The following is a 24,646-nucleotide window of genomic DNA, read 5'->3' on the forward strand; positions in this document are numbered from 1 at the left end:
CACCTCTAGACACCCCAATTGAGCAAAAAAGCCTGATATTCTTCCATAACGGTAGAATATCAGGCTTTCCTTGTGCTGCTCTTGAAGCAGCCGGCACTTTAAAGCAGTTATAAGGCTGTGATTCTAATGTGTTTTGTACATTAGAAATGGAATTTGGAAGTATACCTCTGGCTTAGGCTGCAGTTTATACATTAATTAGGCATTTTGGTCAACCATACGCCCATATATTGTTTCGAACAATACCCGAAAGGAGACTGCGATCGTGAACGAGCAGGTACGCTATTTTAAGCCTTACGTAAGTCCGTTAGATCCATGTCCGCCCATAAGAGTAAAAAGCTTTAGTACGCCGCCTCAATTATTTATTCCCTTTCAGCCTCCAAACCTCCCTCAATTCACACCGTTTGAAGCACTGAAGCATGGAACGCTATGGCCTGCGCTCTATAGTTCGTATGGTCCCAAAAACAACAGGCCAGAAGAAGGTGAAGTCTGATGCAAAAAGTGTTGGATGAAAATTACTACAAGCTGCTTCACGAATTGCAGGCCGTTGATTTTGTATTAGTGGAATTAAATTTATATTTGGACACACATCCGAGCGATACGAATGCCATCCAGCAATACAATCAATATGCTCAACTCAGACAAAAGATCGCGCATCGCTATGAAACCGAGTATGGTCCGCTGAAGCACTTTGGCCAAAGCTATGTCCACGCTCCTTTCTCATGGATTGAGTCCCCTTGGCCTTGGCAGGTTTAATGAACGATTTTCTATCGTGCAAATCGTTGAGGAGGTACGGTGAATGTGGATTTATGAGAAGAAGCTGCAATATCCTGTTCGCGTAAGCAAATGTGATCCGCTCATGGCGAAATTTTTATTGGAGCAATATGGAGGAGCGGATGGTGAACTCGCAGCAGCGCTGCGTTATTTGAATCAGCGCTATACGATTCCGGATAAGGTCATCGGACTGTTGACCGATATCGGGACAGAGGAATTCGCTCACTTAGAAATGATTGCCACCATGGTTTATAAGCTGACGAAGGATGCGACACCCGAGCAGCTGAGAGCGGCCGGATTAGGTGATCATTATGTTGCTCACGACAGCGCATTATTTTATCAGAATGCTTCAGGCGTGCCATGGACAGCAGCGTATATTCAAGCCAAAGGAGATCCGATTGCAGATTTATACGAGGACATCGCAGCGGAGGAAAAGGCAAGAGCAACCTACCAATGGCTCATTGATCTGACGGATGATGTCGATCTTCAAGATAGTTTGAAGTTTTTGCGGGAACGTGAAATTGTACATTCCTTACGCTTCCGAGAAGCCGTGGAAATCTTGAAAGAGAAGCAAAATGAAAAAATATTCTATTAGCAGATAGCGGTAAAAAAAACAGGACCCTTCCTCTACGGGAATGTCCTGTTTTTGCTTACAGATTACAGCACTCTCCGAGCGCTAACGTAATGGCTGGACCACCAGCCTGAGCTCAGGCTGTTAATCGCAAGACCGTCTTTAGAAGGCGTGTTATGAATAAATTTCCCTCCGCCCATATAGATGCCAACATGGTTAATGACGCGATTGTTTTTTCCAACCGTATCAAAAAAGACAAGATCGCCTTTACGAAGATTTTTTTTGCTGACAGCCGTACCCTGCGACTTCTGGTCCTTCGTTCCCCACTTCAATTCAACGCCTACCTTGCGGTAGATGAATTGCGTAAAGGAGGAGCAATCGAATATCATACGGTTTACGTTTCTTGTACCCCAATCGTAGCTGATACGGCCTTTGTAGCTTTCCGCAAGACTGATGACTTTATCCGCCTTCGAGCTTGACGCTGCCGATACCTTTGAATCAAGCGGGGCTTGTACAAATGGAATAGCTGTCGCCACTGTCGTTGCGCACATGCTTGCTATGATAACTTTCGTAATGAATGGTTTAAGCTGCATTTAAGATGACCTCCACTATTTTTGTCTGCAACAAATATAGCAAATTTGAGGTTACCTAAATTATACCTATGAGAAAAAATTGCTAGTATTGAAGAGGCTTTCAGCCCATAAATGAAAAAATAATGAGAATTTCCTAATCTGAGAAAAGGACTGTATCCCAGGTAATATTAACCCGGAAAACAGTCCCTCAATCCTTGCTTATCCTATTGTCCTAACAGTATCTTCGCATAAGGTGAATCGATCGGAATCATGATGACCGGCTCATTCTGCAGCGTCGTCACATAGCTTTCAAGCGTACGGTAGAAGTTGTAGAACTGCGGGTCGCTGCCATAAGCCTGATTATAAATACGAGCCGCTTCGCCCTCGCCCTCCGCAATAATTTTCTTCGAGTCGGCTTCCGCTTGAGCAATGAGCTCAGTGGCTGTACGATCCGCCTTCGATGTTATTTTGCGCGATTCCTCGTCACCTTCTGACAGATACCTCGCGGCAATCGATTGACGATCCGAAATCATTCGGTTATATACGCTTTGTTTATTTTCCTCTGGCAAGTCGGTACGCTTAATGCGCACGTCAATAACCTCAATGCCGTAGCTGTCTCGCTTTAATGCTTCAACAACATCCCTCGTGATCTCATCATTAATATTGCCGCGCTCCGTGTTCTCACTGATGATGTTATCGTAGTTCACCTCAGACAGCTTGCGTCTGACTGAGTTATATACTGCCTCATCGAGTCGTTGAACGCCGCCGCTCACCGTTTGAACGGTTCTTAAAAATTCGGATGCATTCGTTATTCGCCAAACGGTATAGTTATCGACAACAATCGGCTTCTGGTCCTTCGTAAGAATAGTCGTCGGACTGCTCTCATACGTCATTTGATACTTCGGAAGCATCGATACGTTTTCAATAAACGGAATTTTAAATTTCAAGCCTGGCTCAGGCGCCACCCGCATTGCTTCACCGAATCGAAGAACGACTTTGTACTCGCCTTCTTTTACGACATACATCGAGCCTGATAATAGAATAAGAGCAATGACACCTACGATAAGGGTTATCCATTGATTTTTTTTCATTGCGCATTGCCTCCTTGCGGAGCTGCATCTGCAGGCGGTGTCGCTGCTGGCGGAGCCGTCACGTTACTCGATCCGCTGCGCAGCAGTTCGTTTAATGGTAAATAATTTACGGTGTCACTATTCGAATTTGTAATGAAAATTTGAGCATTAGGCAATATTTTCTCCAATGTTTCAAGAACTAAACGGCTTTGTGTAACATTCGGATTGTTCTTGTACTCGGCGAAAATCGCATTAAATTGTGCAACGTCACCTTGAGCATTGAGAATACGCGACTTCTTCTGACCTTCTGCGTTCTCAATTAACGCCTGCGCCTCTCCCCGTGCTTTCGGGATACGATCATTCTCATATTTGGCTGCGTTGTTGATTTTCGTATTTTTTTCTTCCCGCGCATTCGTTACCTCGCGGAATGCTTCAGCAACTTGACCGCTTGGCGGCTCGATATCTTGGAACTTAATATCAATGATTTGAATGCCCGTGTTGTATTTCGCCTGCAGCTGGACCAGCTTCTCCCGGACCTTATCCTGAATAACCGTCTTACCGTCCGTAATGGCGTAATCCAGCTTCTCTGAGCCGATGACCGAACGGATCGACGAGCTTGCCGCATTACGCAGAAACTGCTCAGGATCATCAATATTGAATAAAAAATCACGAATATTGCTTATTTTCCACTGCACGACCGCGTCTGCCGATACAATATTTTCGTCCCCCGTAATCATCATTGCTTCATCTTCTACTGGCGTAACCTGATTGCCTTCCTGACGATATCCAATATGAATACGCTGCGTCAGCTCTGCCGGTACAGTATAGACTTGCTGAATCGGATAAGGCCATTTGAAATGCAGCCCCGCCGAGCTCTCACTCGTATACTTACCGAAGGTCATTATCGCCGCACGTTCTTGCTCCTGCACCGTGTAAAATGACGATGATCCCAACCAAACCACGATAACCGCAGCCACGATACCGATAACTATCTTCTTCACCGTGCCCGGCTTGAACTCCGGCGGTCTGCGCGTATTAATGTGGGCATGATTTTGACCTTGATTCTGATCTTGATCCATAATGCTCAATACATCTCTCCCCTTTTGACAACATCCCTTGATTTAATGGATAATACGTGTAACTCGGGCATAGGTCACGGTTTTTTTTCATTTTTTTAATAATTTGCCGATCCTTACAATGCCGGGCGCATCCGCAGCGGAATTAACAAGGACGACACCTTGCTTGCCAACCATATCCTCAAATACATCCTTATAACCGCGTGCTTCCCCACCCTTTTTCATTAATGTATTCATTCCAGCCCAGCCTATGATAAGAAAACACTTGCCAACCACTGCGGAACTAGGTAGAATCTACAAGGGTTATACCTAGCTAAACTAGATCATTGAAGGAGCGCATTATGATGAAAAAAGCAATAGGTGTCCATGAAAGACCGCCACTTGGACAAAGCTTCATGCTCAGCCTGCAGCATTTGTTCGCCATGTTCGGCTCGACTGTTCTCGTACCGAATATCCTAGGCGTCGATCCGGCGGTCTGCTTGCTCATGAACGGAATCGGCACACTGTTTTACATATGGATTTGCAAAGGCAAAATCCCTGCTTATCTCGGTTCAAGCTTTGCATTCCTCGCTCCAGCTGGCGCCGTGATCGGTGATCAAGCAGCCGGCGGCGGCAACTATGCGGCGGCGCTTGGCGGATTTATTATTTCCGGTGTCATCTTTACGATCGTAGCTCTTATTATTCAAGCCGCTGGGACAGGATGGATTAATATCGTATTCCCTCCAGCAGCTATGGGAGCCATTGTTGCAATCATCGGCTTGGAGCTTATTCCGGTTGCTGCGCGAATGGCTGGCTGGATTCCAGAAGCCGGTGCTCCAGATAACTGGTCGCCTGACTCGCGAGTCGTCGCTTTATCGACAATTACGTTGGTTGTAACCGTACTTGCATCCGTGCTATTCCGCGGATTTATGCGCATTATTCCGATTTTGTTCGGTATCGTTACCGGCTATGTGATTGCCTTTTTCATGGGCTTCACAGATTTCAGCAAGGTGGGAGAGAACGGTTGGATTCAATCGCCGACCTTCACGTTTCCTCAATTTGAATGGACGGCCATAATTGTTATTGCACCGGCTGCGCTTGTCGTCATTGCAGAGCACATCGGTCACTTGGTCGTCACAGGCAACATCGTGGAGAAGGACTTGTCAAAGGACCCTGGCCTTCACCGTTCTATGCTTGGCAACGGTATTTCAACGATTTTGTCCGGCTTCGTAGGCTCCACACCGAATACGACCTACGGCGAGAATATCGGCGTATTGGCAATTACGAAAGTTTACTCGACCTTCGTCATTGGCGGAGCGGCTGTGATTGCGATTGTGCTGTCATTCTCAGGCAAGTTTTCCGCGCTCATATCCAGTATTCCAGCGCCCGTTATGGGAGGCGTTTCCTTGCTGCTCTTCGGCGTTATTGCCGCATCAGGTCTTCGCATGCTTGTAGAATCAAAAGTGGATTACAGCAAACCAACCAATCTATTCCTTTCTACCATCGTTTTCGTAACCGGTCTAAGCGGCGTTAAACTTACGATTGGAGATTTCTCCATTCACGGGATGGCGCTTGCAACGGTGGTCGCAATCGTATTTAGTCTTCTGTTCAAGCTGTTCGAGGTGCTAAGGCTCTCCAATGACAGCGAGGCAGCAGGACATTAAACAAAAAAAGGAGAGTCCACCAGGTCTATGACCTTGAGGGACTCTCCTTTTTCCATTTACTAATTGTTACTTTTGTATTGTAGGAACACATAGGTGCTTACCGCTCTCTTTCTACCCACTGCCTCTTCACTTTTTAATGCTGTGAAGCCATTCTGCATACTCCCACATACCCTATATGGAAAGGAGTGCTGAGAAAATGCCTGCCTATCGGATTATCGTTGATCTCTCTGAACGTCAATTGCATCTTTTAGACGGGAATACCGTCATTCATTCTTACCCTGTAGGAGTCGGAAGGATGGTAACCCAGACGCCAACCGGCGAATACTTCATCATTAACAAGCAAGCCCATCCAGGAGGACCCTTTGGCGACTTCTGGATGGGCTTATCTAAGCCGCATTACGGCATCCATGGTACCAATGATCCTTCCTCCATCGGCCATTTTGTTTCGCATGGGTGCATTCGCATGTTTAATGATGACGTTGTAGCTTTATCGCAAATCGTGCCTATCGGCACAATGGTGACGATTCGGCCGTAGCTGCCTGGACTTCCGATTTACCGAAAACTTCCGTCTCGCCTCTCGTATATACATTTACTGTAATTATTGCAAGCCGCTTTAGGGGAGGTCTCTTCTTATTCGTAAAGACTAATTCCATCTATCAATGGATAACTTCATCAAATAAAGTTGAATCCAGGACAACAAAAAAAGACTCTCTCAAAGGTATCTTATTAATACCTCTGAAAGAGTCCTCTTACTGTTTAATTTCAACTGTTAATTAAAAGCTTAACTATGGGGCTTTATTCCTTCACCAAGTTCGTTAAGAAGAAATCCAGCTGCTTCTCCAGCGAGATCGGATCATTGAAGTAAAAGCCAATCGGATGGATTTCAAATACATTATTCGCCTTTACAGCCGGAAGCTCTTTCCAAATGGCGCTATCATACAGCAAGTCCGCGGTATTTTCCAGCGTCCATGCTCCTCCAAAGATGTAATCGCCTGCGAACTCAGGCAGCTTCTCCAGCGAGATACTCGCATAGCCTGGTCCTTGATCAATCGTTTCTTTCTTCGTTGCCGGTGTCGCATTCAGCCCCAATTCTTGATAGAGGATTTCACCGCCGCGGCCGAATTTATCGCCAAATACATATACGTTTTTACCGTCGGTTTGAATAATCGAGATCGTCTTATCACCAACTGACTCCTGCAGCTTCGGTTTCGCTTCAGCGATTTTAGCATCCCAAGATGCCAACCACTCTTCTGCCTTTGCTTCCGTACCCGTTATTTTTCCAAATTCCTTTAGCTGATCCTTATAGTTCAAAGCGCCGTATTGGATGAGAATCGTTGGAGCAATCTTTTCCAACTGCTCTACGCTTTTCTCATCCCATGTGAAAATTAGATCAGGCTGCGCTGCAATGATTTTTTCCAAATCGCTTCCATCTCCGATATTTTCGACACCGTCCAGAAGACCCTCAAAGAACGGATTCTGGAACGAATAGTTCGTTACGGCAACCGGCTTAATGCCAAGCTGCATGAAATATCCAAAGTAATCGGCAAGCAGTGCAATCCGTTTTGGATTTTTAGGTATTTCAATATCACCATTAGCCGCTTTATATGTAACGGTCTCGCTTTCTGATGCTGGTGTATTCGAAGCCTCCGCAGCATTCGTCCCATTCGTTGCCGCTGCGTTATTTGGGCTGTTGTTCTCCCCTGCTTGATTCGTATTTCCAGAGCCGCATGCCGCAATAACGAGCACGAGCATCAATGCTAAAGCCAATAAACCCGCTTTTCCTAGTCCAAATCTTTTCACTTTCATTTCTCCCTCACCAGTTTATCGATAATGATTTTCATTGTCATTAAATCATAAATCGTCATTTAAAGCAAGTGTTTTTTCAAGGTTTTTCATTCAAGCCTCCCTGCGTTGCACTCCCCTTCCTTCCTGTAAAAATAAAAAAACCTCCGCTCGCGCGAAGGTGTTCGTTATTTCGTTATGGTGCGGTAGAGAGGACTCGAACCTCCACGGGCATACGCCCACTACCCCCTCAAGATAGCGTGTCTGCCATTCCACCACTACCGCACATATGAAGTTGTTTCATTTGCTCCGAGCATGTAAAGATGAATGAAACAATGGTGACCCGTAGGGGATTCGAACCCCTGTTACCTCCGTGAAAGGGAGGTGTCTTAACCCCTTGACCAACGGGCCATTTCTTACAGCTATATAAGCTATATCCTTCAGACAACAAAAATGATTATATCAGCATATATGCTGGATTACAAGCACTTTTTCTGAGAATAAGATTCAGACCTGGCGATTACTAATCAAGTGACTCCGCCTTGAATACATTGTCTAATTTATCTTCTGGAGACAGCCTTTTCTTCAGAGGCACCTTTACATCTCTTCCCAGTTCCTTAAAGAAGGTATCTACATCGCATTCAATCTTATCCGCTATAACCGTCATCGCGCCTTTTTCTACAATCGCTTCATTGCCTTCAGCCGGCACCGTAATCTCAATTGAATATTTTTTCATTAACGTATTGCTGTATCGTGCGAATATTTCCAGCAACTCTTCATTATTGAACTTAGCGATTGCTGCTTGTCCCTTATTCGTAAAATTCAAATTCATTCTCATATCCACAGCTCCTCATTTCAATTGATGCTTCTGCTCGCACGGTATCCATCATCTATAACGAAAAAACCACTCTCTAGTCAGATTTTATGATCTGAATATAAAGTGGCAGCATCTATCAGAAAAGTGTTCGTGTCGCACACCCTCTAAATTCACCTATATACATGGTATTAATTAGGTTATGGTGCGGTAGACAGGATTTGAACCTGCACGTCCATGGGACACTACCCCCTCAAGATAGCGTGTCTGCCGTTCCACCACTACCGCACATTTAACATTCATACCGTTCCCTTCACTCGCATCCGCTTCGAGGGTTGAAGCAAATGGTGAGCCATGAAGGACTCGAACCTTCGACACCCTGATTAAAAGTCAGGTGCTCTACCAACTGAGCTAATGGCTCTCACTGTGACTGTAAAGCAACTCTTGAGAGCTCTTTCAGCTTGAGAAAAGATGGTGACCCGTAGGGGATTCGAACCCCTGTTACCTCCGTGAAAGGGAGGTGTCTTAACCCCTTGACCAACGGGCCTTGATAACAAAGCAATTATTGCTTCACACTTGGCTGCAGCCTATACAGGCAAATAAAAAAGACCGGTTGAACGGTCCCCCGTTGCAAACACTTGTGAGAAAACATGTGGCGGAGAGAGAGGGATTCGAACCCTCGCACCACTTACGCAGTCTAACCCCTTAGCAGAGGGTCCCCTTGAGCCACTTGGGTATCTCTCCAAACTTGGCTCCCCGAACAGGACTCGAACCTGTGACAACTCGATTAACAGTCGAGTGCTCTACCAACTGAGCTATCAGGGAAAATTAAAAGTGACAAGTAATAATTTATCATGCTTCATTTTCAAAGTCAAGCGCAATTATTTTTAGCTTGCCCCGACATTTGCCGCATGCATACCTAGCGGGATCAATTTTTCGCTTACGCAAATACTCCATGCCGCATTTACTGCAAATAAGCTTATAGCGATAAGGCATCTTTTTGCGCTGTGCACGCTCTGGAAGCGATTGACAATAACGCGAGCCGCCAACGTGGGCCAGCAGATTTCTGAAGTCGGCATCCCGGTGCCGGTATCCCCGCCTCATAATATGCAAGTGATAATGGCACAGCTCATGCTTGATTATTTTTTCCGTTTCAGCAAAGCCAAACGTCTCCAGTTGATGCGGACTGATCTCAATATTGTGTGAACGTGTAAAATAACGTCCCCCCGTTGCCTTCAGACGGCTGTTAAAGGTTGCTTGGTGCAGAAATGGACGGCCGAAATAAGCCGTCGAAATTTGCTCAACCCATTGCTGTAACGAATCATTATTCATCAATTATTCTCCCCTAACTACTTGAATTTTAAAGCCTCAATAGGCTAAACTGTCAAGTAGGAATTATAAACAGACTTACTTGTATATGAAACACGGTAACATACCGAGGGGAGAGCACTTATCAATATGGCAACTATGCGCTTTGTTTTAATGAAACAGAACGACAGCATCTTCTTTGTCGAAATGCCTGAATCGCACGCTTATCAGCTAAGCGCGCTTAATCTGCGTCTTCATAAAGAAATCGATAAATTGACGGCCGAATATATCCCAAGCCTGCCTTACGCCGTGGCGGAATGCAATGATGTCGATCTGCATGATTCTTCCATTATGATTTTATCCGGTCTTGATTACATTAACAGACTGGAGCAGGATTTTGCCGGCGTGCAGGAGAAATCCTATCCGCTTATTTCGCTGCTGACGGAAATACGGGCTCTGCAAGCGCAGCTTGAGCAGTGGTATGAGGAGTACGAGGAAGAACAGCTCATTTAAGGTTGGACCTGCACGGACATTCGCCCTTCCCCATAATGTAAAAGTACAACATGTTAGGCCCGGGAGGAGGACGATGCGTATGCCGCAGTGGCTGTGCAACCAACTGATGCGCGCATTTCATAAGAAAGACCGCCGGCAAGTGAAGCTCCTTAATGACTGCTGGTATTTCTACCGTAATAAGCAAAATCCGAAGGAGCAAGGCAGCAACGGCGCCGATTTCCACTAATGGCTCCCATAAATCGGCAATAAAAAAACCGGCCTCCTCATTGGAAGAGCCGGTTTTGTATTTATGCAAGAAGCATTAGAATTTGTTGAAAGAAGTTACATCGTCAACCGTCAGACGGGAAGTCGGATGTGCTTCGGCTGCAGCTTTGCCGATCGGCAGCATGAGTGTCGGCAAGTAGCGGTCCGAAATATGGAACAGTTCCTTTACTTGGTCACGGTTGTAGCCGCCCATAGGAACCGTATCATAGCCTTTGGCGCGCGCAGTCAGCATAAGCTGCATAGCAACGAGCCCCGTATCAAATACGACGATTTCCTTTCGTCTTTCTTCCGGCAGAGCAGAATACATTTCGGTCGAGTTCTTAATGAAATTATTTGCGACCTCCTCCGTCATATACCCCGCTTCAACAGAAGCGCCGTATATTTTGTCGGATAAACGATACATTTCCAGGTCCGCCAACACGATAATTACAGCAGATGCTTCTACTACTTGCTGTTGATTGAAAGCAATTGGATGGAGCTTTTGCTTCAACTCAGGATCCGTTACAACAAGGAAGCGCCAAGGCTGCATATTCGAGGATGAAGGTGCTTTCGTTGCCATTTCCAAAATCTCGCGAAGCTCCTCCTCCGAAATGGTGGCATTGCTATCATACTTGCGTACAGAGTGGCGCGAGTTCAACACATCGAAAAATGCAGCTTGAGGTTGTGTCGTTGTTTCTAATTGCGCTTGTGTCATAGGGGTTCCCTCCAAGGAATAGTTTTTATCTGTATCTTTTATATACACAGTATAGTTGTGATCGTTACATTTGTCAATTTACTTACTTTGGTATATTAACTTTGGAAAAAATGAACACAACCAAAAGAACTGCCCTATTCAGGTCATATTTGACCTCATAAGGACAGCCCCTCCAAGCCGCAGAGCGGATTACGCGATAATGAAATAATTATCTTGATCCTCGTTCCGCCTTGCTTGTTTCACATCGCACACCGAGCCAGCTGCAGCCGGTTAGTTCGGCTTGCGCATGGTCAAGCTCACACGGCCTTTTTTCTCATCCACACCGAGCACCCAAACCGTAACCGTATCGCCAACCGATACAACATCCATCGGATGCTTGACGAATTTCTCGCTCATTTGCGAGATATGAACGAGTCCGTCATTCTTTATTCCGATATCGACAAAGGCGCCGAAGTCAATTACGTTGCGCACCGTTCCCTGCAGTTCCATTCCCGGAGCCAGATCCGCCAAGTTCAGCACATCCGTATGGAAGATTGGAGGAGGCAGTTCCTCCCGCGGGTCACGACCGGGCTTCAGAAGGCTGTCGATGATATCGCGCAGCGTAGGAACCCCTACGCCAAGCGTTGGAGCTAACGCAGCAGCATCAGCGGCCGCCAGCTTCACCTTCAGCTCTTCAGAGCCTAACTGCTTCAGCTGGATTCCCATCTCATTAAACAGCTTGTCCACCACATCATACGACTCGGGATGAATTGGGGTGCTGTCGAGCGGATTACTTGCTTCCGGTATACGGATGAAGCCAATGCACTGCTCGTAGGATTTTGCACCCAAGCGCGGTACCTTCTGCAGCTGTGTCCGCTTCGCAAAGCGGCCGTTCTCCTCGCGATATTTAACAATATTCTTCGCAATTGTCGCATTAATGCCCGCTACATAAGAAAGCAGCGAAGCGGATGCGGTGTTGACGTCGACACCGACATGGTTAACCACCGATTCGACGACACCCCCAAGCGTTTCATCAAGCCGTTTCTGACTGACGTCATGCTGATATTGACCGACGCCAATGGCCTTCGGCTCAATTTTAACGAGCTCAGCCAACGGGTCCTGCAGCCTGCGGGCAATCGACACCGCGCTCCTCTCCGCTACGTCAAGGGCAGGGAACTCCTCCTGAGCCAGCTTAGAGGCCGAATAAACGCTCGCGCCTGCTTCATTGACGATAATGTACTTCAGCTCTTCACTGCCGGCAGAGGACGCCTTGCGCTTGCCTAAAAGGGTCGCAATGAACTGCTCCGTCTCGCGCGAGGCTGTTCCGTTGCCGATTACGATCAACTCGACCTTGTATTTATCGATTAATCCGTTAATCTGACGTTCAGCTTCGGCTACTTTATTGTTAGGCGGGGTCGGGTACGATACCGCAACCTCGAGCAGCTTACCCGTATCATCAATGACCGCAAGCTTGCAGCCTGTACGGAACGCGGGGTCTACCCCAAGTACGATATTGCCGCGAACAGGAGGCTGCAGCAGCAGGTTTCTTAAATTTTCGGAGAAAATAGAAATCGCATGCTCCTCAGCCTTCTGGGTCAGCTCACCGCGCACCTCGCGTTCAATCGATGGTGAAATCAAACGCTTATAAGCGTCTTCAACCACGGCGGCAAGGATGTCGCGAATGCTAGCGGCCGTTCCGTTCCGAAGCAGCTTACGCTGAATATGGTCGTGTATTCGCTCAGCAGGTACGTCGAAGCTCACACGCAGCACGTCCTCGCGTTCACCGCGGTTGATCGCTAATATGCGATGCGGCGGAAGCTTCCGTACAGGCTCCTGATAGCTGTAATACATCTCGTAAACCGATTCTTCGTCCGCATTCTTCGCATCTGTTTTCAGAAGCGCCTGATCGAACGTAAATTTACGCACCCATGAGCGGATAGCCGCATCATCTGCGATATTCTCGGCAATAATGTCCATGGCTCCCTGCAGGGCATCCTGCGCGCTTGGAACCCCCTTCGACTCATTCACATAACGAGCCGCTTCATCTAGAGGTTCGCCTTGACGCGGCTGTGACCACAGCCAGCTCGCCAGCGGCTCAAGCCCTCTTTCTTTCGCGACACTGGCGCGGGTTTTACGCTTTTGCCGATAAGGGCGATACAGGTCTTCGATCTCCTGCAGCTTAACAGATTTCTGAATATCCGCCTCCAGCTCGTCTGTCAGCTTGCCCTGCTCCGCTATGAGCCGAGTGACCTCGCGCTTACGCTCCTCCAAATTACGCATATATTGAAGTTTTTCTTCAATAGACCGCAGATCATTTTCATCCAGCTCACCGGTCATTTCCTTCCGGTAACGAGCAATGAACGGAATCGTATTTCCTTCATCCAGCAGCGCTACCGCCGATTTCACCTTCGTAACCGGAATGGAAAGCAGTGCCGCAATCGCTTTTACGATCCGCTCGCTTTCGGCGGTCCTTTGCTCCGTTGTTAATTTTGTCTTGCCTGCGCCTTCTTCCAGCTCGGCTGTCACTATCTGCTGCTTCGTATCCGTCAAACGTCATGCACCGTCCTTTGCTTCATGCCCCTGTATAGGGATTGTTTGCCATTTCAAAGCCGATTGTCGTGCGTCCGCCATGTCCGGGATATACGATAACCTCCGGTTTTAGCTTATACAGCTTCGTACGAATGGAATTATATAAATCCCGCTCGCGACCACCCGGCAGGTCTGTCCTGCCGACCGACATTTTGAACAGCACATCGCCGGAGAACAAATGCTCGCCGCACAAGAAGCTCACACTTCCAGGCGAATGACCAGGCGTGTGCATGACGTTAAAGGTCAAGCCAAGCATCTTCAGCGTCTGTCCCTCTGCAAGGGCATATTCAGCAGGATCTGTAGACAGCGGCGGCGTAACGTCCTGCCAGCGCATGGACCCGTTCTTACGGGGATCAGTCAGCCAATCCGCCTCCAAATCATGTATGTAAACCGGACAACCCGCTGCTTTGCGAACCTCATCAACTCCGCCCATATGATCGAAATGCGCATGCGTCAGCAATATTGCCTCTACTTTCACGCCCGCTAAGCGTTCGAGCAGCCGCTTAGGATTCATGCCAGGATCGATAACGATCGCCCGCTCCGCTTGCCGACCTTCTGCCGCGACTGTCTCAGTCACACTTATTACATATGCATTCGTCTGTAAGGGTCCTAGGGTAAATGTCTCAATCTTCATATTCTCGCTCATAGCCACCTTCTATAACGACTCCAGCAGAGTGCGCAGTTCTTTCACAATCACAGACTGGTAGCCGGTTCCTTCGCCATATCGGCGCATAATTTCTTGACGTGCAGCCGCCAGGTTATCTTGATAATCCGCCGCTTCACGGTCCGGATTGGCTTGCTTGAACGCAACCATCGGTTCCTGAACATAGGCAGGACGCGGACCCCATTGTCCAAGCACCGCTCCGCCCGTATCGGCAAAAATAACAACCGGAATCGAACGGCCGCCCAGCGTCAGATACTGGTCCATCGTATCGAGATTCTCTTCCATAATAAGCACATCAATTGGAATGCCGCTGTTCTCAAGAGCGCGGAATACGACAGGTATGTTGCGAACAACATCTCCGCACCAATCTGCCATCAAGATGAGGCAACGAAGATCATCACGGTTGCTCAGCGATTCAAAAAACGCCTTATCGCTCTCGTCCGTCCAAACGAATTGTTCTGACCAGTCGATAAACGACTCTTTATTTTTAGTCATGCCGTCAATAAACTGCTGTGGGCTAATCCCTTGTCCAAGCTTATCCGCTATGCTTTTGCTCATCGATATCCCTCTTTCGTTTATGAAATGGTAGTGTTTAACCTAATTATACTTAAAACTTTTTGGCTCTGCGAATATATAATATAAGAACAATAATAATTACAACTGCGATAATCGCGTAAGCAATAGTGGAGTAAATATCCATAAAGTTAATAATATCATGCCAGTTATCTCCTACCGCAGCACCGATGTACACAAGCAGCGTATTCCAAATGAGCGTTCCGAATATGGTGAATAGAAGGAATGGCACGAACTTCATGCCGGACATGCCTGCGGGTATGGAAATCAGACTGCGAATGAGCGGAACCATCCGACAAAGAAACACAGCCCAGTAGCCGTATTTATCAAACCAGGCATCCGCTCTTCGTATATCTTCTTTTTTGACGCGAAGGACATGCCCCCACCTATCGATGATTTTCTCCAAACGCTCCACGCCAAGTAGCCGACCAAGGTAAAATAAAATAATGGCTCCGATAACCGATCCCAGCGTAGCGGTGACGACGACGCCCAGCGGCGTTAAGCTGGTGTATGTCGTCATAAAGCCCCCGAATGTCAGAATCACCTCAGACGGTATCGGAGGAAATAAATTTTCAAGCGCAATCAAGAGTAAAATACCGAAATATCCATACTGCTCCATAAAATCCGTAATCCAGTTTTCCATACAAACCTCCACCTATTAACTAATCTCATTACCGTATAATTAGACGGTCTTGCCGCGTGTCCTTAAAAGCTTAAATAGCATGTAAACGACAAATATTGCGAGAGCAATCCAGATAGCAGGCTGAACGTATTGGGATGCCTTCTCGTCAATTCGCTGCCATTGGTCTCCTAGTGATTTTCCTAAGTAAACAAATAAGATAGACCAAGGGATGGAAGCAAGTGCTGTAAGCAGCGTGAATAAACCAAAATTCATGCGCGCCATGCCGGCTGGAATGGATATAACTTGTCTCATGACAGGTACGAAACGAGCTGTAAATACGATGCCGGCACCAAATTTATTGAACCATTTTTCCGCGGTATCGACATGTTTCGATTTAATTTTTATATATTTGCCGAACCTCTCGACAATCGGTCTGCCCCCGTACCTTCCAATCGCATATAATATCCAGTTTTGTCCAACAGCGCCAAGCGTACCGAACAGAACGGCTCCCCAATAGGATACGTCACCCTTCCATACCAAATAACCGCCGAAGGCCAGTACGACTTCGCTTGGAATCACCTCAATCAGCAGACCAATTAGGATGCCGAAATACCCCAGGTCTTCGATCCAAACCAGCACCTCATGCAAAAAATTACTTACCCATTCCATTGTCGTTAACAAACCGCCTTCCTCTGCTGGTCATAGCTTCTCCAATCATTTCGACTGCTGAAGCTATCTTAACATAGGTATTCATGCCAATCCACTTTTGTCATGCGCGGACAAGACCCTGCATAGACTAGCTCTAAATGTTACGAATAGATGAGGTGATCGTTTCATGTCCAAAGTAGTAATAGTGAGCAAAAGACAGATTCAGCTGTTTATCGTTGTGGCTGCTTTAATCGTATTAGTCGGCGTGTACTTAAGCTGGGATCAGTCTCGTGCAGTAAATGGACAAGCCGCTGCGCCGCGCGTCATTCACCTGGTCACCGGGGAGTTCAAAACCAATACTGAGGACGGCAAGGAAATCGAGGTGTACCGCTGGGATCCCGGTACAATTATCGTAAATAAAGGCGAATCGATCGAGCTGCACATTGGCGGAGTGAACGGCAACAGCCATCCTTTTGTCGTCGAAGGGCTTGGCATCCGCGGTGAGGTTACGAAGGGAAAAACGACAATCGTTCGATTTACCGCAGAGAAAGAAGGCACCTACCCTATCCTATGCTTGACCCACACTGATATGCGCCATAGCGGACCAATGGTCGGCTATATCGTCGTACAGTAACGGCTGCAAACATCAGCTGGACGGAGTGACCATCCTCTCTCAAAACGCATACATATGTGATAGAGAGGAGGCTTTTACCTGTGAAAGCTAACGCGCAAAAGCATACCGCAGGCTACCCGACCGCGCGCAAAATTCGCAGAGCCTGCAGCAAGGAGCTTTACCGTACTGTGAAACGGATGAAGCTGTGGATTCCGAAGGATAAGATGGAACAGGCCGAGTCGCTTTATTTTAAAAAGGTTATATTGAATCTCACCTGGATCGTCGAAAATGAAAGCAACCGCAAGGTGCAAGCAGACTGGTGGGATGAACACGTCAGCGCAGACATCGCCGAGCTCTGGGAGGTAGACCGCACAAAGCTATGTGATGCCTTCCGCGAGGCGTACGGCGGTTGAACGAATGGGAAGAGCAGTCAAGCTAGGCGCTTGACTTCAACGAAAAGAGGCAGCTCCCATACTGTCAGGGCTGCCTCGCTTGTCATGCCGTCATGAGTCTACTTCCTTCAGCCGGTCGCAGGAGACTGTTTTCGTATTCACCGGATTGTTGCCGACCATGACTGTCGCCATGCCGTTATCCTCGTCTACATTCTCAATCCAGACCGAATCTCTGTCAAGATGAACCTTGTAGGTTTCCTTCGACTTATAAATTTCCATTGCGCGCGCTGTATCCATCGCATCGTACCCCCCTTACTTCGTTTCCCGCTCCATCGTATCCGTGGTGGATTCATCAATGAGTCCATTTTGCAGCGTCACATTGCCTCCGCCTAATCCCTCATTCACCATCCGGTCGATGTCCATAAAATAATCATCCCTGCCCTCATTCTGAGGTTCTGCTGAGGTCTGCTTCTGCTCATGCTCTAAACTACTCATTCGTTAATCCTCCTTTAGCTAGTTCAATCGTCCTTCCTAACAAAATATGCCCGAAATGGCCTTTAACCATGCATGTCTCACAGCAGCGGAGAGAGCAGACGCAGCGCAGACTCCGCTAGCTTCTGCTTGAGAGGTCTGCTCTGGAAAGCCTCGAAATCCATTTGGTGACTATGCTGTAAATCATCCCAAAAATCTGACTCCAGCCGTCTAATCGTGTCCAAATCGAACATGACTGCATTGAGTTCAAAGTTGCTGTACAAGCTCCTCATATCCACATTCGCTGTTCCAACGGAAGCCAGCACTTCATCAACAATTAATACTTTGGCATGGATGAACCCCTTCTCATAGCGATACACCTTGACACCCGCCTCCAGCATCTCCTGGATATAGGACATTGTAGCGCGCAGCACAAGCCTGGAATCGGCAACCTTAGGAATAACAAGCCTTACGTCTATGCCGGTTAACGCTGCTAAGCGAAGACCCATTAGTATACCCGCATCCGGAATAAAATATGGCGTAGTCACATAGACTCTCGTTTTGGCCATCATAATGGCCGCAAGCATGACCTCCTTGATCTTCTGATCATGAAGCCCGGGCTTGCTGGAGACAACCAGCACCCTCTCTTCACCCTCGCAGCCATGAGCTTGCATATATTTCTTGCCATTCAACTGCTCCTTAGCCGCATAAGCCCAGTCTTGCAGAAACAGCTCCTGTAAAAAATAAACCGCGTCTCCCTCGAGCCGTAAATGCGTATCCCGCCAAAACCCGAGCTTTGCGTCTTTGCCCAAATACTCATCGCCGATATTAATGCCGCCTACAAAGCCGACCTTTCCGTCCACAACGACGATTTTACGATGATTACGGTAATTTAAACGTTTATCAAAAAAAGCAAAGCGCGGCGGCAAAAAACAGCTTGTCTGCACGCCCGCCACGCGAAGCTCCTGAATATACGCCTCGCTTAGCTTCATGCTGCCAATACCATCATAGACAACCCGGACCTCTACTCCATCGCGGGCCTTTCGGGAAAGCACCCTAAGGAATTTTTTGCCGATGTCATCATCGCGAATCGTATAATAATCCAGGTGGATGTGATGACGCGCACGTTCAAGCTCTTGAAAGATAGTCTCGTAGGTGCCATATCCGTTAGTGAGAACTTTTGTCGTATTACGCCGCGTGATCGGAAACGGAGCCAATCCAGCAAGCATCGCGAACAGCTTCTCCAGCTGGTCTTGCTGCTTCAGACCGAGCTCAGCCGCTTTTGCTACCGCTGATGATCTCTCTATGGCGAGTTCAAATGTCGCCTCCTTAAACCTGCTAAAATGCCGCCTCCTAACAAATTCCTGCCCCAGAACAAGATAAGCCGCAATACCAATATACGGGCAAACGAACGCAATAAAGAGCCAGGCCCTCATTTCGAACGGCCGGCGATGCTCCGTCACAAAAATAAACGCCAATTGCGCAATATAAACGACAAGCGCCACGTTCAACCAACCGAGCCACTGTGCCACGCTAACACCACTTTCTCCTCACGCTCCGAGACGCTGACAGGTTTATTCAGGAATGATTAGTTTGAGCGTCAGGGTGGGAAGGTATACTACTGGAGTAACACAGCAAACGAAAAGGCCTCCCATTCGGGAAGCCTTAATAAATGATCACATAGTATTTCATAACAATAAATCATTGCTTCATTGTCTGCTGCGTCTCGAAGCCGTTCGTTCTCGCAATATGTGCCAAAACAAGCTTATGCATACTGAGCTTGCGCGTCACGCTTGCCGGCAGGCGATTAAAATGATAACCCAGCTTGTAGCCGATCAGCTTGGCAGCCGATTCAGCAATGAGCCCCGGAATGAGATGCCATTTCCGATGTTCATGCAGACCCTTTAGCTGCAGCTTTACCAGCTTCGAGCCTGCCCCGCCAATCGCGCTGTAGGGCCTTATCCACGGATTGCAGCTCATCGAGATGCCATTGTCAAAGTAACGTCTAAGCTGCTGCGCAATCGTATATTCATGAGAATGATACACGACAGCTTCTGCCTGGTAAGCCACATTTAAGCCAGACAAAATACATTTCGCCGCCATAAACAAATCCTCGTTGAAAATAACCGGCTCCTGAAACCGCCCCATCTCCACGAACGTCTCCCGTCTAATCGCCGAGCAGACATTTGAACAAAAGAACGTCTTAATGCCAAGCGCCTCAATTTGCTCATAGCCCTTCACTGTAGATTGAGCCGGATAGTTGCTCTCTCTGGCTAATTGCTCCAGAAAGCTCGCCCCTGGTCTCGCTAGCTGTCTTGCGTAAGCATAAACAACCTTCTCATCCCTGAGCAAAGGCTTCGTCAGCTGCTCGATCAGCTTATCGTCATAAGGGAGCGCATCCTGCGTCATGAACAACAAAATGTCACCCTTCGCTTGCTCAGCGCCGCGATTCCGGGTACCGCCATGGTCAAATTCGCTGCGCTTTACAGTGATGAGCTGAGCACCTGCCTGTCTCGCTCGCTCGGCTGTTCCATCGGTAGACTCTGAATCCATAATAATGATTTCATAAGGCCTAATCGTTTGCTGCTGTAGACGCTTAAGAAGCAGTGTAAACTCCGAACCGGCATTCAGCGTAGGAATAATAACCGACACTTGAGGGTCTGTCAGCTTATTAGTAAGCATTTTTGTTGATCAAGCCCTTCAGTACCGTCTTTAAAATAATTTTGATATCAAACAAGAACGTCCAATTCTCAATATAAAAAATGTCATGCTTGATGCGGTCTTGGATCGACGTATCGCCGCGCAGACCGTTCGTCTGAGCCCATCCCGTAATGCCAGGGCGTATCTGATGCTTGATCATATACTTCGGTATTTCTGATTTGAATTGATGAACGAAAAAAGGTCGTTCCGGCCGTGGGCCGACCACGCTCATATCTCCTAGCAGTACGTTGAGAAACTGAGGCAGCTCATCCAGACTCGTCCGTCTCAGGAAGCTTCCGAACCTCGTGCGGCGCGGATCATTCTCCACCGTCCACTGCGTATCGGACACATCATTCGTAGAAACATGCATGGAGCGGAATTTAAGCATATAGAAGGACTTACGATCGAGTCCCATTCGTTCCTGTTTAAAGAAGATCGGACCAGGAGAAGTCAGCTTCAGACCAATGACAATGAACAGCATGACCGGTGATGTGATGATAATGGCAGCAATAGAGAAGAAAATATCGAACCATCGTTTCAGAATACGGTTGCTCAGCTCATCTAGCGGAACATCTCTAACGTTAATTAACGGAATGCCTGCGAAATTATCGAAGAAAGGTTTTGCAGGCAGAAGATCGAAGAAATCTGGTATGATGAGCGTCTTCACGCCCGACTGCTCGCACACCTCGATAATATTCGAATATTTCTTATGGGCATCCAGGGGCAGCGCAATAATAACGTCGTCAATGGTAGCCGTCTCAAGCTTTAACCTCAAATCATCCAGCGTACCGATAATTGGCTTCATGTGCTTAAATTCCAACGGATGCTCCTGATGATTGTCATCTAGAAAGCCTATAACCTCATAGCCTAGCTCAGGGTGCTGCTCTAGATTATAGTAGAAGCTGCGCCCCAAGGAGCCAGCGCCTACGATTAGCACAAATCGTTTATTGAAGCCGCGACGGCGAAATGAGGCAAGCATCGACTTGACCCCGTAACGATAGGCTGCAATCGCGATGAAGTTTACAATAAAGAAAATAGCAAGAAACTCGCGGGAAATATGTACTTCTCGCGTGAAGAAAAACAAGCTTAGAAGACCTAAGAAGCTGATCGTTTGAATCTGCAAAATTTTCAATATTTCATAGGAATAGTTTTTGCGCCGTTTAGGGGAGTAGAATTGCAAGTAAAAGCCTACCAGCACAGTAGCGAACGAGTAAATCGTCCCCCACAACAAATAAGTTGTGAACGGAACAGAGTTGGAGCTGGGCAGCATACCGCTATAAAATTTAAGCCAGTATGCGGCTAAAAAAACAACCAGCGTGCAAAACAAATCCGCAAGCATATATAATTGGGTTAAAAACCTTTGGTTTTGACGAAGCATCCGCCGATTTCACCTGCGTTCTCTAAAATTTCGACTCTATCTGCATTGTACCAAAATCAGAATTGGTTGAGAACACCATTTTTTTCCATTTTAATCCGCTTCAGATGCAAAATTTATTTCGTTCCATTGCGCTTCCTCTCTTTATCTCTCAGCCACTTCCGCTTGCGTAGCATATCCGGAAGCATACGCCATATAACTGGCCAGCAGCTTAATAAACCCGGCTCTCGCATTACGATATACGCTATCTTTGCTGCTTCAGTTCCAATAATGATAGGGAGGGTGAGTAGAGAATGCCAGCCAATGGCTTCATTTTTAATCAAAGTGAAAAATCGGTTCTGATAGGAATGTCTGCGAACGAACAAAGGGACTGCACGGCGTCCTCCCTTTTTCCAGCCCCTATGGTGAACAGCAAACGCTGAGGCCACGTAAAAGGATGTCCAGCCGAGCCTCTTCGCTCGCCATGCGACATCCACATCCTCCTTATAAGCAAAAAATTGCTCATCAAAAAATTGACCATCGATCGCAATATCTCGAATCATCGCGCTGCGATATACCGCAGCCGCTCCTGATACACCGAAAACCATTTGCGTAACGCTCCAGTTCGCTGCTTGCTCTCCTGCACCCAGATCATAGGCATTCCTCGTTCGCTTCATGCCAAGTCCGGCGCTGTCCATGACGTTCGGGTTGGATGCCAGTACAAGCTTGCCAGTCGCGCTTCCAACAGCAGGCTGCTTCTCCATGAAATCGATGATTTCTTTTAAATAATCTTCGTGTAAGATCACATCCGGATTAAGTACCAGCACATAATCCGAACGGGTTTGTCGGATCGCCTGATTCTGGCCTCCGGCAAACCCGTTATTCACATCATTCGCTATAAAAAGAACTCGATCCGCAAATGGCTGCACTCGCTCAGGAGTACCATCCTTTGAAGCATTGTCGATTACGACAATACGTTCAACTGGATGGCTTTGTTTAAATACCGCTTGCAGGCAGGCTTCTATGTCCTGAGCGCTATTGTAGGTTACGATACATACGCTAACAGTTGCCATAGCTTCTTGCATCACTCACAATCTTTAAGATAGTGGTTCAACGCTTCTCTCCATGGACGCAGGGTTTGCAACCCATTGCTGCGAATCGCACTGTGATCCATTACCGAATAGCCAGGTCTAGGCGCCGGTCTTGGAAAATCCGCTGTTGTACACGGTTCAGCATGAGTAGATCTCCCACTATCCTCGAAAATCGCTTTTGCAAACTCATGCCAAGAGCATATCCCGCTGTTTGAAGCATGATAAATGCCAAAATAATCGGTATGCACTAGCTCAAGCAGAAAAGCTGCTAAATCATAGGTATAGGTTGGAGAGCCCCACTGATCCGCCACGACTTTCAGTTGATCTCTTTCGTCGGCTATCTTCAACATCGTTTTCACGAAATTATTGCCGTACTTCCCATATACCCACGAGGTGCGAACAATAAAGAATCGATCATGCAAGGTTTGTACCATTACCTCACCGGCAAGCTTCGACTTCCCATATACCGTCTGCGGATTCGTACGATCATACTCATTGTAAGGCGCAGTGCCTTTACCATCGAACACATAATCTGTACTGATGTAGCAGAGCTTTGCGCCTACTTCTCTAGCGGCTACTGCAACATTTCGGGTTGCTGCTGCATTCACACGAAAAGCCTCGTCCGGTTCGGACTCGGCTTTATCAACAGCAGTATAGGCGGCGCAGTGAATGACCACATCGGGTTTGTGCAGCGTGAACATATTACGGCAGGCCGGCAAGCTGGTAATATCAAGAGAAGCACGATCCAGCCCTATAATTTCAGCTGTATCCATCGTCCATAAAGCCAATTCCCGACCTAGCTGACCATTTGCACCTGTTACGATAATTTTTATTTTGGACATATATCACTTTCCCTCCAGGCGCTCTTTGTACTGGGTATCGTAATATTGCTGATACGTACCAGATGCGACCTGCTCCATCCATTCCTTGTTGCTCAAATACCAGCGAATCGTTTCCTTAATGCCATCCTCATAATTAAACTTTGGCTGCCAGCCGAGCTCGTTACGGATCTTGTCAGCATCGATCGCATAGCGGCGGTCGTGCCCCAAACGATCCTTCACATATGTAATAAGCGACTCCGGCTTACCAAGCTCCTCAAGGATGGTGCGTACAACCTGAAGATTGTTCCGCTCATTGCGTCCACCGACATTATACACCTCGCCATTGCGGCCTTTGTGGAGGACCAAGTCGATTGCACTGCAATGATCTTCAACGTACAACCAATCGCGGACATTCAAGCCATCTCCATATACGGGCAATGTCTTATCCTGCAATGCGTTCTGAATCATAAGAGGAATCAGCTTCTCAGGGAACTGATAAGGACCGTAATTGTTCGAGCAGCGGGTAATATTCACGTTCAGGCCGAATGTTTCATGATAAGCGCGTACGAGCAGGTCCGCACCTGCCTTACTTGCGGAATAGGGGCTGTTTGCGGCAAGCGGCGTTTCTTCTGTGAAGAGACCAGTCTCACCCAACGTGCCGTATACCTCATCCGTTGATACCTGAACGAATTTTGCAACCGTATATTGCTTCGCTAGCTCAAGCAGCGTTTGTGTACCTAGAATATTCGTCCGTACGAATATATCCGGCTGCAGAATGCTCCGATCCACATGAGATTCAGCAGCAAAATTAATAACAGCATCGATACCCGATTGAAACAAATCTTCTAGCTCGCTGCGCTCTGCAATATCCGCCTTTACGAAAGTATAGTTCGGATGTTTCTCAATCATGCGCAGATTTTCAAGATTGCCCGCATAAGTAAGCGCATCGACATTAATAATTTCGTATTGAGGATAGTTCTTGATCATATACAAAACAAAGTTGCTGCCTATAAAGCCAGCTCCGCCTGTAACCAATAATTTCACGAGATTA

The 24,646-nt window shown here is 47.3% G+C and carries 30 protein-coding genes and 7 tRNA genes; 9 read left to right on the forward strand and 28 right to left on the reverse strand.

Annotation, left to right across the window (positions count from 1 at the left end; all coding sequences use genetic code 11):
- The first annotated feature begins 262 nt into the window (after positions 1-262).
- Genes ACO9K6_RS05075 through ACO9K6_RS05085 form a run of 3 tightly spaced genes read left to right on the forward strand, consistent with a single transcriptional unit; the run spans position 263 to position 1,366 of the window.
- Entirely contained in the window at positions 263-490 is a 228-nt protein-coding gene (locus tag ACO9K6_RS05075) for a spore coat associated protein CotJA (RefSeq protein ID WP_424766457.1), read from the forward strand.
- A complete protein-coding gene (locus tag ACO9K6_RS05080; RefSeq protein ID WP_424766458.1) occupies positions 490-753 on the forward strand; it encodes a spore coat protein CotJB in 264 nt (87 codons plus the stop codon). Before ACO9K6_RS05075 ends, ACO9K6_RS05080 begins: the two co-directional genes overlap by 1 nt.
- A gap of 43 nt (positions 754-796) precedes the next feature.
- Positions 797-1,366, forward strand: coding sequence for a manganese catalase family protein (locus ACO9K6_RS05085; protein WP_424766459.1), 570 nt, complete (start codon positions 797-799; stop codon positions 1,364-1,366).
- 62 nt (positions 1,367-1,428) lie between these two features.
- Here the strand turns inward: ACO9K6_RS05085 and ACO9K6_RS05090 are convergent, their stop codons facing one another.
- The 4 genes from ACO9K6_RS05090 to ACO9K6_RS05105 form a co-directional block, all read right to left on the reverse strand.
- On the reverse strand, positions 1,429-1,935 hold the full coding sequence (locus ACO9K6_RS05090) for a C40 family peptidase (protein WP_424766460.1): 507 nt from the start codon (positions 1,933-1,935) through the stop codon (positions 1,429-1,431).
- A gap of 203 nt (positions 1,936-2,138) precedes the next feature.
- Entirely contained in the window at positions 2,139-3,005 is an 867-nt protein-coding gene (gene hflC / locus ACO9K6_RS05095) for a protease modulator HflC (protein ID WP_424766461.1), read from the reverse strand.
- Positions 3,002-4,063, reverse strand: a complete 1,062-nt coding sequence (hflK, locus tag ACO9K6_RS05100; protein ID WP_424766502.1) for an FtsH protease activity modulator HflK — start codon at positions 4,061-4,063, stop codon at positions 3,002-3,004. Before hflK ends, hflC begins: the two co-directional genes overlap by 4 nt.
- 87 nt (positions 4,064-4,150) lie before the next feature.
- Entirely contained in the window at positions 4,151-4,297 is a 147-nt protein-coding gene (locus ACO9K6_RS05105; RefSeq protein ID WP_424766462.1) for a hypothetical protein, read from the reverse strand.
- Between the two features lie 104 nt (positions 4,298-4,401).
- Between ACO9K6_RS05105 and uraA the strand changes: the two genes are divergently transcribed.
- Positions 4,402-5,703 carry a uracil permease gene (gene uraA, locus ACO9K6_RS05110; protein ID WP_424766463.1) on the forward strand — a complete coding sequence of 434 codons (1,302 nt, stop codon included), beginning with the start codon at positions 4,402-4,404 and terminating at the stop codon, positions 5,701-5,703.
- Between the two features lie 196 nt (positions 5,704-5,899).
- Entirely contained in the window at positions 5,900-6,238 is a 339-nt protein-coding gene (locus ACO9K6_RS05115) for a L,D-transpeptidase (RefSeq protein ID WP_424766464.1), read from the forward strand.
- A gap of 260 nt (positions 6,239-6,498) precedes the next feature.
- On the opposite strand, the gene ACO9K6_RS05120 is transcribed toward ACO9K6_RS05115, so the two are convergent.
- The 10 genes from ACO9K6_RS05120 to ACO9K6_RS05165 all read right to left on the reverse strand — a co-directional run bounded on the left by ACO9K6_RS05120 (position 6,499) and on the right by ACO9K6_RS05165 (position 9,631).
- Positions 6,499-7,455 carry an iron-hydroxamate ABC transporter substrate-binding protein gene (locus tag ACO9K6_RS05120; protein ID WP_424766503.1) on the reverse strand — a complete coding sequence of 319 codons (957 nt, stop codon included), beginning with the start codon at positions 7,453-7,455 and terminating at the stop codon, positions 6,499-6,501.
- Between the two features lie 229 nt (positions 7,456-7,684).
- Positions 7,685-7,770: transfer RNA gene (locus tag ACO9K6_RS05125), tRNA-Leu, on the reverse strand.
- A gap of 51 nt (positions 7,771-7,821) precedes the next feature.
- Positions 7,822-7,896 (reverse strand) — tRNA-Glu (locus ACO9K6_RS05130).
- A 112-nt stretch (positions 7,897-8,008) separates the two neighbouring features.
- The gene (locus ACO9K6_RS05135; protein ID WP_424766465.1) at positions 8,009-8,323 is read right to left on the reverse strand and encodes a hypothetical protein; all 315 of its coding nucleotides are present in this window, start codon (positions 8,321-8,323) and stop codon (positions 8,009-8,011) included.
- Positions 8,324-8,502: 179 nt separating this feature from the next.
- Positions 8,503-8,587 (reverse strand) — tRNA-Leu (locus ACO9K6_RS05140).
- 57 nt (positions 8,588-8,644) lie between these two features.
- A tRNA-Lys gene (locus ACO9K6_RS05145) sits at positions 8,645-8,720 on the reverse strand.
- A gap of 51 nt (positions 8,721-8,771) precedes the next feature.
- Positions 8,772-8,846, reverse strand: a tRNA-Glu gene (locus ACO9K6_RS05150).
- Between the two features lie 106 nt (positions 8,847-8,952).
- Positions 8,953-9,043: transfer RNA gene (locus ACO9K6_RS05155), tRNA-Ser, on the reverse strand.
- Between the two features lie 5 nt (positions 9,044-9,048).
- A tRNA-Asn gene (locus ACO9K6_RS05160) sits at positions 9,049-9,124 on the reverse strand.
- A 27-nt stretch (positions 9,125-9,151) separates the two neighbouring features.
- Positions 9,152-9,631: a SprT family protein gene (locus tag ACO9K6_RS05165; RefSeq protein WP_424766466.1), complete on the reverse strand. Its 480-nt coding sequence runs from the start codon at positions 9,629-9,631 to the stop codon at positions 9,152-9,154.
- A gap of 126 nt (positions 9,632-9,757) precedes the next feature.
- On the opposite strand from ACO9K6_RS05165, the gene ACO9K6_RS05170 reads away from it, so the two are divergent.
- Positions 9,758-10,120 carry a hydrolase/acyltransferase gene (locus tag ACO9K6_RS05170; protein WP_424766467.1) on the forward strand — a complete coding sequence of 121 codons (363 nt, stop codon included), beginning with the start codon at positions 9,758-9,760 and terminating at the stop codon, positions 10,118-10,120.
- A gap of 79 nt (positions 10,121-10,199) precedes the next feature.
- Positions 10,200-10,346 (forward strand): cortex morphogenetic protein CmpA, encoded by a 147-nt coding sequence (gene cmpA / locus ACO9K6_RS05175; protein WP_424766468.1) that lies wholly within the window; start codon positions 10,200-10,202, stop codon positions 10,344-10,346.
- 75 nt (positions 10,347-10,421) lie between these two features.
- Here cmpA and ACO9K6_RS05180 read toward each other — a convergent pair whose 3' ends face one another.
- From ACO9K6_RS05180 to uptA, 6 genes are all read right to left on the reverse strand, one after another.
- Positions 10,422-11,078, reverse strand: coding sequence for a nitroreductase family protein (locus ACO9K6_RS05180; RefSeq protein WP_424766469.1), 657 nt, complete (start codon positions 11,076-11,078; stop codon positions 10,422-10,424).
- Between the two features lie 270 nt (positions 11,079-11,348).
- Positions 11,349-13,607 (reverse strand): Tex family protein, encoded by a 2,259-nt coding sequence (locus tag ACO9K6_RS05185; protein ID WP_424766470.1) that lies wholly within the window; start codon positions 13,605-13,607, stop codon positions 11,349-11,351.
- A gap of 22 nt (positions 13,608-13,629) precedes the next feature.
- On the reverse strand, positions 13,630-14,292 hold the full coding sequence (locus ACO9K6_RS05190; protein WP_424766471.1) for an MBL fold metallo-hydrolase: 663 nt from the start codon (positions 14,290-14,292) through the stop codon (positions 13,630-13,632).
- A 9-nt stretch (positions 14,293-14,301) separates the two neighbouring features.
- The gene (locus ACO9K6_RS05195; protein ID WP_424766472.1) at positions 14,302-14,868 is read right to left on the reverse strand and encodes a thioredoxin family protein; all 567 of its coding nucleotides are present in this window, start codon (positions 14,866-14,868) and stop codon (positions 14,302-14,304) included.
- A 49-nt stretch (positions 14,869-14,917) separates the two neighbouring features.
- The gene (locus tag ACO9K6_RS05200; RefSeq protein WP_424766473.1) at positions 14,918-15,526 is read right to left on the reverse strand and encodes a DedA family protein; all 609 of its coding nucleotides are present in this window, start codon (positions 15,524-15,526) and stop codon (positions 14,918-14,920) included.
- A gap of 39 nt (positions 15,527-15,565) precedes the next feature.
- Complete coding sequence (uptA, locus tag ACO9K6_RS05205) at positions 15,566-16,174, reverse strand: undecaprenyl phosphate transporter UptA (RefSeq protein ID WP_424766474.1); 609 nt, start codon at positions 16,172-16,174, stop codon at positions 15,566-15,568.
- Between the two features lie 166 nt (positions 16,175-16,340).
- On the opposite strand from uptA, the gene ACO9K6_RS05210 reads away from it, so the two are divergent.
- Both ACO9K6_RS05210 and ACO9K6_RS05215 read left to right on the forward strand, forming a co-directional pair.
- Positions 16,341-16,787: a cupredoxin domain-containing protein gene (locus ACO9K6_RS05210; RefSeq protein WP_424766475.1), complete on the forward strand. Its 447-nt coding sequence runs from the start codon at positions 16,341-16,343 to the stop codon at positions 16,785-16,787.
- Positions 16,788-16,867: 80 nt separating this feature from the next.
- On the forward strand, positions 16,868-17,179 hold the full coding sequence (locus tag ACO9K6_RS05215) for a dehydrogenase (protein WP_424766476.1): 312 nt from the start codon (positions 16,868-16,870) through the stop codon (positions 17,177-17,179).
- 90 nt (positions 17,180-17,269) lie between these two features.
- Here ACO9K6_RS05215 and ACO9K6_RS05220 read toward each other — a convergent pair whose 3' ends face one another.
- The 8 genes from ACO9K6_RS05220 to rfbB all read right to left on the reverse strand — a co-directional run bounded on the left by ACO9K6_RS05220 (position 17,270) and on the right by rfbB (position 24,639).
- Positions 17,270-17,455 carry an H-type small acid-soluble spore protein gene (locus ACO9K6_RS05220; protein WP_424766477.1) on the reverse strand — a complete coding sequence of 62 codons (186 nt, stop codon included), beginning with the start codon at positions 17,453-17,455 and terminating at the stop codon, positions 17,270-17,272.
- A gap of 15 nt (positions 17,456-17,470) precedes the next feature.
- Positions 17,471-17,653, reverse strand: a complete 183-nt coding sequence (locus ACO9K6_RS05225; RefSeq protein WP_424766478.1) for a hypothetical protein — start codon at positions 17,651-17,653, stop codon at positions 17,471-17,473.
- 77 nt (positions 17,654-17,730) lie between these two features.
- Complete coding sequence (cls, locus tag ACO9K6_RS05230) at positions 17,731-19,161, reverse strand: cardiolipin synthase (protein ID WP_424766479.1); 1,431 nt, start codon at positions 19,159-19,161, stop codon at positions 17,731-17,733.
- Between the two features lie 169 nt (positions 19,162-19,330).
- Entirely contained in the window at positions 19,331-20,311 is a 981-nt protein-coding gene (locus ACO9K6_RS05235) for a glycosyltransferase family 2 protein (protein ID WP_424766480.1), read from the reverse strand.
- Positions 20,301-21,707, reverse strand: coding sequence for an undecaprenyl-phosphate glucose phosphotransferase (locus tag ACO9K6_RS05240; protein WP_424766481.1), 1,407 nt, complete (start codon positions 21,705-21,707; stop codon positions 20,301-20,303). The genes ACO9K6_RS05235 and ACO9K6_RS05240 overlap by 11 nt, the downstream gene beginning before the upstream one ends.
- Before the next feature lie 113 nt (positions 21,708-21,820).
- Positions 21,821-22,756 (reverse strand): glycosyltransferase family 2 protein, encoded by a 936-nt coding sequence (locus tag ACO9K6_RS05245; protein ID WP_424766482.1) that lies wholly within the window; start codon positions 22,754-22,756, stop codon positions 21,821-21,823.
- 11 nt (positions 22,757-22,767) lie between these two features.
- Positions 22,768-23,607 carry a dTDP-4-dehydrorhamnose reductase gene (gene rfbD / locus ACO9K6_RS05250; protein ID WP_424766504.1) on the reverse strand — a complete coding sequence of 280 codons (840 nt, stop codon included), beginning with the start codon at positions 23,605-23,607 and terminating at the stop codon, positions 22,768-22,770.
- Between the two features lie 12 nt (positions 23,608-23,619).
- Positions 23,620-24,639 (reverse strand): dTDP-glucose 4,6-dehydratase, encoded by a 1,020-nt coding sequence (rfbB, locus tag ACO9K6_RS05255; RefSeq protein WP_424766483.1) that lies wholly within the window; start codon positions 24,637-24,639, stop codon positions 23,620-23,622.
- Positions 24,640-24,646: the final 7 nt, after the last annotated feature.

Source organism: Paenibacillus praedii (assembly GCF_049725345.1).
Taxonomy (GTDB): Bacteria; Bacillota; Bacilli; order Paenibacillales; family Paenibacillaceae; genus Pristimantibacillus.